Source organism: Francisella sp. LA112445 (genome assembly GCF_012224145.1).
In the GTDB taxonomy this organism is placed as follows: domain Bacteria; phylum Pseudomonadota; class Gammaproteobacteria; order Francisellales; family Francisellaceae; genus Francisella.
Genome location: NZ_CP041030.1, coordinates 1,947,955 through 1,959,521, shown reverse-complemented (window position 1 = coordinate 1,959,521; position 11,567 = coordinate 1,947,955). Strand labels below are relative to the sequence as shown.

Sequence of the window (11,567 nt, the reverse complement as noted above, 5' to 3'; positions counted from 1 at the left end):
TATGGCTGCAGAAGGTAGAGTGCAAAGAGTAGCGAGTGAATTACAGAAAGTAATATCTTTATTGCTACGCACTAAAATAAAGGACCCTAAGCTCGCTACGGCAACTATTACGGAGGTGGATCTTTCTAGAGATTTATCTTATGCAAAAGTTTACTATACATGCATTGTAGCAGAGGATGGGGCATATATTGCAAAGGCTTTTGAGAAATCAAAAGGTTTCTTCAGATCATCAATTGCAAAATCATTAAACTTAAGAATAGTACCAAATCTTAAATTTATCTATGATAAGTCATTAGATTACGGTATGGAAATGGAAGATAAAATACAAAAAGCTTTAGACGCAGATTCTAAAATAATCAAGCAAGATGATAAATCTCTTGAGGATAATTATAAGGATAGCAATAAAGAAGATAAAGCTGAAAAATTGAGGTAGATTTTCTATGAGCAAGATTACTGCCATTAGAGGGTTTAATGATATATTGCCCGAACAAAGCCATAAATGGCAATTTCTAGAGTCCAAAATAAAATCCATTCTTAATCGTTATAACTATGATGAAGTTAGATTGCCAATCTTAGAAAAGAGTGAGCTATTTCATAGAAGTGTTGGCGAGACATCTGATATTGTTTCAAAAGAAACTTATGATTTTAGTGATAGAAATGGTGATAGCTTAACATTACGACCAGAAGGAACAGCTGGTTGTGTGAGAATGGTTATAGAAAATAGCCTAGCTAATAGAGGACAAACTCAGAAGTTATGGTATTGCGGACCAATGTTTCGCTATGAGCGGCCACAAAAAGGGCGTTATCGTCAGTTTTACCAGCTTGGTGTAGAGGCTTATGGATTTGATTCTATTGCTGTTGATTTAGAAATTCTATCTGTAGCATGGAGCTTATTTAAAGAGTTAGGAATTTCAGAGCATGTTACATTAGAGCTAAATAGTTTAGGTTCAAGTGTTAATAGACAAGACTATGTTAAAGCATTGTTAGAATATTTAGAACCTTATCACAGTGAGCTAGATGAAGACTCTATTAAGAGATTAGATAAAAATCCTTTAAGAATACTAGATTCGAAAATAGTAAAAACACAAGAAATTCTTGAAAATGCGCCAAAGCTGATAGATTTTATTGACGACGAATTTAAACAGAGATTACAACAAACTTGTGAATATCTTGATGCTATAGGTGTAAAGTATATTGTTAATAATAATCTGGTAAGAGGCTTAGATTATTATAGTGGTTTAGTTTTTGAATGGACAACTGATAAGCTTGGTACTCAAAGTGCAATTTGTGCTGGTGGTAGATATGATAGTTTGATGGAGAATCTTGGTGGGCAAAAAACAGGATCTATAGGCTTTGGTATCGGTATGGAGCGTTTGCTACTGCTTATGGAAGATCTTGGTAAACTGTCTAACAAAAATTCTGATTGTGATGTTTTCTTTGTTTTAGAAAAAGATCAGCTACATAAGGCTTTCACAATAGTTGAGAGTGTTAGGGTGGCACTTCCTGATTTGAGAGTGGATATGGATCTTAAAGCTGGAGGCTTTAAGTCGCAGTTTAAAAAGGCAGATAAGTCAGGGGCAAAGATTGCTGTAATAATCGGTCATGATGAGCTACAGAATAAAGTTGCAAGCATTAAATATCTTCAGCAAGAACGTGCTCAAGAGCAAGTTTCGTTGAGTGAGTTAGCAAACTTTTTAGAAAGATAAAAATATGAAACTACATAATATAAAAGGCTATGCTTGGATTGTTGTAGGTCTAAGCTCGTTCTTATTAATCGACAAATATATAATGAACGTTTCTCCTAGCCTTATTGCTAATGATCTGATGAGTAGCTTTTCTATAAACGCTACTGAGATGAGTGCAATGGTTTCACTATTTTTATGGTCAGTGGTTTTTTGTCAGTTTTTTGTTGCGGGGCCAGTTGTTGATAGACTAGGTTTTAGGAAAGTTAGCTTTTTTTCTTTGATTTTATCTGCCGTTGGTCTTTTACTGTTTGTTTTGTCAGCCGATCTACATAGTTTTGCTTTAGGATGTGTTTCAAGACTAATGATAGGGATTGGAGCATCTTTTGCAACTGTAGGTTATATAAAAGCAGCTGCAGTATGGTTTAGTCCAAGAAAGTTTGCATTTGTATGTAGTTTTCTTATGACAGCTGCAATGACAGGAGCATTGTTAGGGCAGGTGCCTTTAGCGTACTTAATAGAGCTAACTGGATCATGGCATAGGGCGTTAGTAAGCTATGCTTGTTTTAGTGTTATTATGGCACTACTTTATTTGGCATTAGTTAGAGACTATAATCCTCATGCATCACATGTTAATGAGAAAACTGCTGAGTCAGGAACTCTTGCAGGGATAAAAAAGGTTCTTTTAAATAAAAATAACTGGTATCTTACTATATATACAGGTTTGACCTTTACAACGATAGATGTTTTTGGTGGAATTTGGGGGAATAATTATTTTAGAGAGTTGTATGGAATAACCTCAAAAGATGCATCATTTATTGTATCGATGATGTTTTTAGGTCTTGCAATTGGATCTCCAGTTATAGGAAAGCTTTCTGAGAAGTTTGATAATAGAATTGGGATAATGGTGGTGTTTCACATTATTGCAACTATTTCATTAGCAGCAGTTTTACAGTTTAAGCTAACACCAGCTTTCTCTGGAGCTTTGTTATTTACATTTGGTTTTTGTTTAGGTGTTTATATGCTTGCGTTTGCTATAGGAAATAGAATTAACCCTATAGTTGTCGCAGCAACAGTTGCAGCTTTAATTAATACAGGGGAACCTTTGCTTGGAGCATTGTTTGATCCTCTTATTGGGCATATGCTAGATATGACATGGACAGGTCAGTATATAGATGTTCATAATAACATCACTAATGTTGTATCTGATGGTGCACATAGATACTTTGGTATAAAGGCCTACCATAATGCCTTTCTAATATTGGTTTTAAGTATGATTGTGTCATTCTTCTTATTAATTTTGGTTAAAGATAAAGAAGTTAAGTAAAAAATGAACCTTAAAGAAATATATTTTGAAAAAGTAAAAAAGCTTAATCTAAAAGCAGACTCTTTACAAATAGAGGCTGTAGAAAGTTTACAAAAAATCGTTGATCAGCTTCTTTCGAAAAAGGTTTCAAAAGCGAGATTCTTTTCTAAATCTATCTATCCATCTATAAATGGTTTGTACATGTGGGGTGGTGTTGGTAGAGGTAAAACATTTATTATGGATATCTTTTATAATAATTTGCCTATAGATAAGAAAAGACGTCAACACTTTTCACATTTTATGAAAAATATTCATGCACAGTTAAGAAAATATCAAGGTAAGAAGAATCCTATTTCAAGAGTAGCTTATGATATGGCTAAAGAAATGCAAATAATATGCTTTGATGAATTTTTTGTTGAAGATATTGCTGATGCAATGATTCTAGGAAGTGTTTTTACAGAGTTATTTAAGTTAGGGGTGGTTCTTGTTGCAACATCTAATATAGAGCCAGAAAAGCTATATCGTAATGGCTTACAAAGAGAGCTGTTTTTACCTGCAATTGATGTTTTACTCAAGCATGTTGATGTTTTGAATTTAGATTCAGGTATAGATTATCGTTTTCGTTTACCAACGGACTACATGAATTATTTCTATCCATATAACGAGCAAAATAGAAAGAATTTCTTTGATCGTTTTTTTATAAGAAATCATCACTTTGAGAAAGATATTCAAATAGAGATTTTAGGGAGAGAGATTCCAACTATGCTATTAAGTGATAGTGATGTTTGCTTTGATTTTAAGGTGATTTGTGGAAATGGTAGAAGTTCACAAGATTACATAGAGCTTTGTGAGAGATTTGAGCAGGTTTTTATATATAATCTGGTCGGGTTTGATGAGTATAATGAAGATATGGCAAGGCGTTTTATCGCTATTATAGATGAGCTTTATGATCAAAATAAAAAAGTTGTAATTTTAGCTAACTATGATTTTAAAGAAATGTATAAAGGTGAGCGATTAAAGTTTGAGTTCCAAAGAACAATAAGTCGACTTAACGATATGCAAAATCCAAAATTTGGGGCTTTAGATGAATAAAGTTCAGTTTCTTGAGGTTTCTGATGATGTTGATAATCAACGTATAGATAACTTTTTAATAGGACAATTCTCAAAGCTGCCTAAGTCTTTGATTTATCGCTGGATTCGCAAAGGTGAATTGAGAGTAAATAAAAAGAGAGTGAAGCAAACTTCGCGAGTTTGTGCGGGTGATATTGTGCGTGTGCCTCCTTTTAGTCTTGAAGATGATCAAAAGCAAATTAAAGTATCTCAATCACACCTTGAGTTTCTTGAGCAAAGAATACTCTATGAAAATGATGACTATATCGTTGTAGATAAACCATCAGGAATGGCGGTGCATGGAGGTTCTGGAGTCAACTCAGGGCTAGTAGAGCGATTAAGGCAATTACGTCCAAAAGCTAGGCGTTTAGATCTAGTGCATAGGTTAGATAAAGAAACTTCAGGTTGTGTTCTTTTAGCTAAAAAACATAGTTCGTTAGTGTATTTTTTTGATCTATTTAAGCAGAGAAATGTTAATAAGATATATTATGCTATAGTACATGGCAAATGGGATAAAAATATTAAAGAAATAGATTTACCCTTAAAAAGAACTGAAACTAAAGATGGTCAAAGACTAGTTAAGGTTGACAAGAAAGAAGGTAAAAGAGCTCTTACTAAGATTATATCTGTCAAACATTTAGGTGATTATAGTTTACTTGAGATTAAACTAGAAACGGGTAGAACTCACCAGATTAGGGTACATACAAAAGCAATGGGTAACCCTATAGTTGCAGATAAGAAGTACGGTTTTGCGGATAAGGATGTTAGATTAAGCGCAAAGGGGGTTGATAAATTACTACTTCATGCGGGTAAGTTAGAGTTCTTTGATGAAAAACAACACCAGAAAATATCAATAACAGCTGAATTAGATGATAGATTTAATAAATTCTTATCAGTTTAATCTTTAGTGTCTTTAATCATAAATAATATTATCAATGATGCAATCATACTAACAACAAGTGTTGTGAAGGCAAAGTGATAAGAGCTTAGATCGAAGTATTTGATATCAGCTGAGCTTGTGTGTTGAGATACTATCTCGCCAGCTTTGTTGATATATTTTCCAGTCCAAGATAAATCTAGAAAATATCCTATCAATGGATCAAAAATAGCTCCTAGAATTGGTTCTCCAGTATTAATAAAAGCAGCAACAGTGGCAGTGATTATAATAGGATTAATGCGATTGCCTATGGCAAATGAAAGCATGTATATCCCTAAGCATAAGCCAAAAATAAATAGTAGAATGGCTGATATTGTGGCACTAGTTTTTGCTAATAAAACAAAGCTAATAGCTACAGTGCCTATTATGTGGAAAATTATCATTACACCTTTTCTACTATTAAGAGCTTCAGATAGTTTACCGATAATTGGAGAGCCTATTGCCATCCCTATAAATATCATTGAGATTATACTAGCTGCTTCTTCTCTAGAAACATGATAAGCCTCACGAAAATAGGCGTTACCCCAAAATCCTGCAAATGCATCTACAGCAGTGAAGCTTAACCCAACATAAAATGTCAAAAGCCAGTTATTTTTATTTTTAACAACCTCTTTTAAGGCATCTATAGTTTTTAACTGATTGCTAGGTGAGCTAGCTTCAGGTTGCTTAGGATTAAAATCGCGGACTACAATATAGTAAACAACACCCATTAATAAGCTAGCTACTGAGAAAAGTAGCATGGCCATTTTCCAGTCACCACATAGGCTAATTAAATATGCTAGTGGTGCTTGAGCACAAAGTGCACCAATCATCGCGGCTGTAGCTAGAAAGCTAGCTGCAAAAGCAAATTTGCGTGGTTCAAACCATACTGAGACAGCTTTTAGATACGAAATTGTTGCAAAAGATACGCCAAGACCGGTAATTATTCTAGCTATATATGCCATGCTAAGGCTACCGAAATTCGCAGCTACAACAAATAGGATAACACCTATGGCAGAGATGGTTATTGAAATAGGGCTAATAAGCCTAAAGCCAAATTTATCAATAATTGGTCCAGCTAAAAAAAGCTGACATATAATTATTGACCAAAAGAAAGCAGATCCTAGAGCTCCAGTTTCTGTGGCGTTTGTGCCAAAGCTTGACATCATGTCATCTGTTATTAGACTAGGAAAAACTTGCATAATATACTTATCAAATAATAAAAAAGAGCTAAGTATTATTATTATCCAAGCATATCCACGGATATTATGTATTTTTTGAGTCATGTGTTATTAGTTATTACAAGCTATAATATGAACCTTAATTTTAAGCATGAAAGAATACTAATTCAAGGTAAAAGCTTTTTCTTTGCTAATATAATATTTTTTGTTATGATAAGGCATATTTTTATTAAGAGAAGTGTGTGGTATGTTAGCAAACATAAGAATTGATGCTAAAAAGTTTGTATTAATACAGGTGATTTTGATCTTAATAGGCTATATTGTAACCTTGTTGTCTTTTAACTATATTTATGCAAATTCATTTCTTATGGGAGCTATAGCAATGTTTATAGCTAATTTTGTGTTTTTTGCAAGACTTTTTATCCATAAACAATTTTCTCCAGGTGTCGAAATTGTCATTTTTTACTTAAGTGAGTTACTCAAACTAGGTATCGTAGCAATCATTACAATAATGTTAGCTATTTATGTAAAACCGAAATTATTTTCTTACATTTCTGGATTAGTTTTGTTACAATTAGTGGTATGTTTTGTGCCTATCTTGTTTAAAAAGACCAGATAGGTTTATTTTTATAGTTTGAAATAAAAATATAATAATTTAAAAGTAATATTAAATTTTAATATTGGTGGAAAGTTTAATGGCAAATACAGAGACAGGCTCTCAAGTAGCTACTGAATATGTACAGCATCACTTGCATCATTGGCAAATAAGCCTAGGCAAAGGTGCTTTTTGGCAGCTTAATGTTGACTCGCTTTTGGTAAGTGGTATTTTAGGGATTGCATTTATTCTTGCGATGTTCTTGGTAGCAAGAAGAGTGCATTCTGGCGTTCCTGGCAAGTTTCAGAATATGATTGAGGCAATATGGGAATGGATGGATGGTCTAGTAGCTGAGAACTACCATCATAAGAGAGATTTTGTGACTCCGCTAGCTCTTACAATTTTTGTATGGGTTGTTTTAATGAATTTAATGGATCTTTTACCTGTAGACCTTTTTGGTTGGATTCTTAGCTTTTTTGCTGGTGGACATGAGCCGTATTTTAGGGTTGTTCCAACTGCAGATCCAAACGTAACTTTTGCTATGTCTATAGCGGTATTTTTCTTAGTTATTTTTTATAACCTTAAAGCAAAAGGTTTTGGTTTGACTAAAGAGATTTTAAGTGCTCCTTTTGGAATTTGGCTATTTCCTTTAAATATATTTTTCAGATTAGTTGATGAGGTTGTTAAGCCAGTCTCTTTGTCGCTACGATTATTTGGTAATATTTTTGCCGGTGAACTTATCTTTATTCTAATAGCGTTGTTACCTTGGTGGTTCCAGTGGGTATTAGGAGGAGTATGGGCTATATTCCATATATTGATAGTTTTAATCCAGGCGTTTGTATTCATGATGTTGACTGTTGTCTATTTGAATATGGCACAGGAAGCTCATTAATTTTTAATTAACTTAAAAGATAAATCTATAAAAACAGGAGAAATAAAAAATGAATATGTCTTTACAAGTATTAGGAAATTTAAATGGTTTAACTGCAATCGCAGTTGCTCTACTAATTTCTTTACCTGCATTAGGAACAGCTATTGGTTTTGGTGTTCTTGGTGGTAAGTATCTTGAAGGTGTAGCTCGTCAACCTGAACTTGGTGGAATGCTACTTGGCCGTATGTTTATTGTTGCTGCTTTCGTAGATGCGTTCGCTGCAATCTCAATAGCTATTGGTTTCTTAGTTCTTTATGCAAACCCTCTAGCTATCCCTGGTTTAGCAGAAGCAGCTCAAAAAGTAGTTGGTGCATAAGTAAATATAAAATCATAAATTTCATTATCTAAAGGATAAGTAGATGGATATTAATATAACCCTAATCGGCCAGATGATAACATTTGCAATCTTTGTTGGTTTTACAATGAAGTTTGTATGGCCCCCACTACGCAAAGCTTTAGACGAGCGTAGAGAGAAAATAGCTGAAGGATTAGCTTCTGCTGATAGGGCATCTAGAGAATTAGAAGTTGCTAAGAGAAAATCAGCTGAAGTTTTACGTGAAGCTAAGGCAAAGGCTACTGAAATAGTTGAAAATGCTTATGTTAGAGCACATAAAGTTGATGAGCAGGCAAAAGAAGAAGCTATTGCAGCAGCTGATAAGATCAAGAGTATGGCGATGGCTGAAATTGAGCAAGAGAAGATAAAGGCTAGAGAAGAGCTTAAGCATGAGATTGTTACTTTAGCTATGGCTGGTGCTAGTAAAATTATATCAGCAAAGGTTGATCAAAAGGCTAGTCATAAGATTTTAGAAGACTTTGTAGAAAAGGTATAATTTTAATAAGGTAGGCACATGGTAAATCTAAGTGTGATCGCGAAGCCATATGCAAAAGCTGCATTTGAGTTTGCAAATGAAAATAATCTACTACAAGAATGGTCTAAGTTACTCAAAATATTTGCTGAGTTAGTTAAGGATAAATCTATCTCAGAGATTATATCCAGTCCTGTTTTTTCGCAAATACAAATAGTAAACGAGTTAAAAGATCAACTAGATGAAGGCTTTTTTAATTTTCTTGTTTTGACTGCAGAGAATAAAAAACTATTAGTTTTGCCGGAAATAGCTGAACAGTATGAAGCTTTCAAGAATGCCCATAACAATACTAAAACAGCAAATGTTACTTTAGCATATGCTGCTGATGAAGACTTGTTGGCTAGTCTGAGAAAGAGTCTTGAAAAGAGATTTGGCTGTTCTATAAATATTGAAGTAGATGTTGATCCTGCGATAGTCGGTGGAGCAATAGTTAAGGTCGGCGATACGGTTATTGATAATTCTGTATCTGGTCGTTTAGAGAATTTAAAAAGTATTTTGTTGTCATAAATTATAGGAAGTGAGCTTATGCAATTAAGTCCATCAGAAATAAGTGGTTTAATAAAACAAAGAATTGAAAAGTTCGATAATGCTATCGAGCTTAAGTCAGAAGGAACAATCGTTAGCGTTGCTGATGGTATTGTTACTATATATGGTTTAAATGATGTAACTGCTGGTGAAATGATTAAATTACCAGGAGACGTATTTGGTCTAGCGCTTAACTTAAACACTGACTCAGTTGGTGCGGTTGTTTTAGGTGAGTATGATCATATTAAAGAAGGTGATAAGGCATTCTGTACAGGTAGAATTTTAGAAGTACCTGTGGGTGAAGCTCTGCTTGGAAGAGTTGTAGATGCTTTAGGTAACCCTATCGATGGTAAAGGCGAAATTGAAACTGATCACTCGTCTCCAATCGAGAAAATTGCTCCAGGAGTTATTTGGAGAAAGTCAGTAGATCAAGCTTTACAAACAGGTGTTAAATCTATCGACTCAATGGTTCCAATTGGACGAGGTCAAAGAGAGCTTATCATCGGTGATAGACAGATCGGTAAAACTGCAATTGCTATTGATACAATTATCAACCAGAAAGGAACTGGTGTTAAGTGTATTTATGTTGCTATTGGTCAAAAAGCATCATCAATCGCTAATATAGTTAGACAACTAGAAGAGCATGGTGCTATGGAGCATACTATTATTGTTGCTGCGACAGCTTCAGATTCTGCTGCATTACAATATATTGCACCATATGCAGGTTGTTCTATGGGTGAGTACTTTAGAGATCGTGGTGAAGATGCTCTTATTGTATATGATGACTTAACTAAGCAAGCATGGGCTTATAGACAGATTTCATTACTGTTAAGAAGACCGCCAGGACGTGAAGCGTATCCAGGTGATGTTTTCTATCTTCATTCAAGACTTTTAGAAAGAGCTGCTAGAGTAAATGAAGAGTATGTTGAGAAGTTTACAGAAGGCAAAGTTAAAGGAAAAACTGGTTCTTTAACTGCGTTACCAATTATTGAGACTCAAGCTGGTGATATATCAGCATTTGTACCTACAAACGTAATCTCTATTACTGACGGACAGATATTCTTAGAGACAGACCTGTTTAACTCTGGTTTAAGACCGGCGATAAACCCTGGTAACTCGGTATCTCGTGTAGGTGGTGCAGCACAGACTAAGATCATCAAAAAGTTAGGTGGTGGTATACGTTTAGCTCTAGCTCAGTTTAGAGAATTAGAAGCGTTTTCACAGTTTGCTTCTGATTTAGATGAAGCAACAAGAGCTCAGTTAAGCAGAGGTCAAAGAGTAACTGAACTTCTAAAACAGAAGCAGTTCTCAACGCTATCTATCGCTTTAATGGCATTATCATTATACGCAGTTGATAATGGTTATTTAGATAGTTTAGAAGTTTCAGAAGTTATACCTTTTGAAGCAGCTTTACATGCTTTAGCTGAAGATAAATATGCAGATATAATAGCAGATATTAACCAAACTGGTAAATATGATGCAGAAACTGCAGATAAATTAAAAACTATTGTAGAAGATTGCAAAGCAAATCAAGCTTGGTAGGGGTATAGACTATGTCTAATGCTAGAGAAATAAAATCCAAAGTAGCCAGTGTTAAAAATACTCAAAAAATCACAGGTGCTATGGAGCTAGTAGCTGCAAGTAAGATGAGAGGCGCTATAGTTAAAATGAATAACGTACGTCCTTATGTTGAAAGTGCAAATACTATTATAAAAAATGTCACTGCTGCTAGTATTGATTATCCTAATCCTTATCTATTTGATAGAGAAGCAAAAAGAGTAGGTTATATCATTGCATCAACAGATAGAGGGCTATGTGGTGGCTTGAACATTAATCTTTTTAAACATGTTTTAAAAGATATTAAAAAACATCTTGATAATAGAGTTGAGGTTGATGTTTGCGTTGTTGGTTCAAAAGCAGAGACTTTTTTTGCAAAATTAAAAGATGTAAATGTTGTAGCAACAGCTCACTATAATGATAAAGATCTTGATGGTAGTGTAAGAGCTATAGGCGGTGCTGTTAAGGTAATGCTAGATAAGTTTACAAATGGTGAGATTGATAGGCTATACATGAGTAGCAATGAGTTTGTAAGCACTATTAAGCAGAAGCCAAGATTACAGACATTGCTACCAATTCAAGATATCTTCTCTGAAGAAGAGATAAAAGCAAACAAAGAGCAAGCATCTAAAGGCCACTGGGATTATATCTACGAAAGAGATATAGAAGAGGTTTTAAATGCTCTTTGTATTAGATATATCGAGGCTCAGGTTAGAGGAGCTATATTAGAGAATGCGGCATGTGAGCAAGCTGCTCGTATGATGGCGATGAAAAATGCAACTGACAATGCTAGTGATATTATTGATCAGTTGAAACTAGATTATAATAAAGTAAGACAAGCTATGATTACACAAGAGCTTGCAGAAATTTGTTCAGGTGCGGCAGCAGTTTAGGAGAG

The 11,567-nt window shown here is 34.3% G+C and carries 13 protein-coding genes; 12 read left to right on the top strand and 1 reads right to left on the bottom strand.

The features are described from left to right. Window position 1 precedes the first annotated feature (1 nt). The 5 genes from rbfA to FIP56_RS09440 are packed head-to-tail and all read left to right on the top strand — an operon-like array spanning window position 2 to window position 4,999. The gene (gene rbfA / locus FIP56_RS09460; protein WP_192578659.1) at window positions 2–433 is read left to right on the top strand and encodes a 30S ribosome-binding factor RbfA; all 432 of its coding nucleotides are present in this window, start codon (window positions 2–4) and stop codon (window positions 431–433) included. A 7-nt stretch (window positions 434–440) separates the two neighbouring features. Beyond that, window positions 441–1,706 (top strand): histidine--tRNA ligase, encoded by a 1,266-nt coding sequence (hisS, locus tag FIP56_RS09455; protein WP_192578658.1) that lies wholly within the window; start codon window positions 441–443, stop codon window positions 1,704–1,706. A gap of 4 nt (window positions 1,707–1,710) precedes the next feature. After that, on the top strand, window positions 1,711–3,009 hold the full coding sequence (locus tag FIP56_RS09450) for an MFS transporter (RefSeq protein ID WP_192578657.1): 1,299 nt from the start codon (window positions 1,711–1,713) through the stop codon (window positions 3,007–3,009). 3 nt (window positions 3,010–3,012) lie between these two features. Further along, window positions 3,013–4,080, top strand: coding sequence for a cell division protein ZapE (zapE, locus tag FIP56_RS09445; RefSeq protein WP_192578656.1), 1,068 nt, complete (start codon window positions 3,013–3,015; stop codon window positions 4,078–4,080). Beyond that, window positions 4,073–4,999 carry an RluA family pseudouridine synthase gene (locus tag FIP56_RS09440; RefSeq protein WP_192578655.1) on the top strand — a complete coding sequence of 309 codons (927 nt, stop codon included), beginning with the start codon at window positions 4,073–4,075 and terminating at the stop codon, window positions 4,997–4,999. The genes zapE and FIP56_RS09440 overlap by 8 nt, the downstream gene beginning before the upstream one ends. On the opposite strand, the gene FIP56_RS09435 is transcribed toward FIP56_RS09440, so the two are convergent. After that, window positions 4,996–6,300 (bottom strand): MFS transporter, encoded by a 1,305-nt coding sequence (locus tag FIP56_RS09435; protein WP_192578654.1) that lies wholly within the window; start codon window positions 6,298–6,300, stop codon window positions 4,996–4,998. The two genes, FIP56_RS09440 and FIP56_RS09435, sit on opposite strands and share 4 nt — an antisense overlap. 142 nt (window positions 6,301–6,442) lie before the next feature. On the opposite strand from FIP56_RS09435, the gene FIP56_RS09430 reads away from it, so the two are divergent. The 7 genes from FIP56_RS09430 (at window position 6,443) to FIP56_RS09400 (ending at window position 11,562) form a co-directional block, all read left to right on the top strand. Next, window positions 6,443–6,814 carry an ATP synthase subunit I gene (locus tag FIP56_RS09430; RefSeq protein ID WP_192578653.1) on the top strand — a complete coding sequence of 124 codons (372 nt, stop codon included), beginning with the start codon at window positions 6,443–6,445 and terminating at the stop codon, window positions 6,812–6,814. 76 nt (window positions 6,815–6,890) lie between these two features. Next, the gene (atpB, locus tag FIP56_RS09425; RefSeq protein WP_192578652.1) at window positions 6,891–7,682 is read left to right on the top strand and encodes a F0F1 ATP synthase subunit A; all 792 of its coding nucleotides are present in this window, start codon (window positions 6,891–6,893) and stop codon (window positions 7,680–7,682) included. 49 nt (window positions 7,683–7,731) lie between these two features. Then, window positions 7,732–8,037 carry a F0F1 ATP synthase subunit B gene (locus FIP56_RS09420; RefSeq protein WP_192578651.1) on the top strand — a complete coding sequence of 102 codons (306 nt, stop codon included), beginning with the start codon at window positions 7,732–7,734 and terminating at the stop codon, window positions 8,035–8,037. Between the two features lie 43 nt (window positions 8,038–8,080). Further along, complete coding sequence (locus FIP56_RS09415; protein WP_192578650.1) at window positions 8,081–8,551, top strand: F0F1 ATP synthase subunit B; 471 nt, start codon at window positions 8,081–8,083, stop codon at window positions 8,549–8,551. 18 nt (window positions 8,552–8,569) lie between these two features. Then, window positions 8,570–9,094, top strand: a complete 525-nt coding sequence (locus tag FIP56_RS09410; protein WP_192578649.1) for a F0F1 ATP synthase subunit delta — start codon at window positions 8,570–8,572, stop codon at window positions 9,092–9,094. Window positions 9,095–9,112: 18 nt separating this feature from the next. Next, window positions 9,113–10,654: a F0F1 ATP synthase subunit alpha gene (gene atpA, locus FIP56_RS09405; RefSeq protein WP_192578648.1), complete on the top strand. Its 1,542-nt coding sequence runs from the start codon at window positions 9,113–9,115 to the stop codon at window positions 10,652–10,654. An 11-nt stretch (window positions 10,655–10,665) separates the two neighbouring features. Beyond that, window positions 10,666–11,562, top strand: a complete 897-nt coding sequence (locus FIP56_RS09400; RefSeq protein ID WP_192578647.1) for a F0F1 ATP synthase subunit gamma — start codon at window positions 10,666–10,668, stop codon at window positions 11,560–11,562. The last annotated feature ends 5 nt before the right edge of the window (window positions 11,563–11,567 follow it).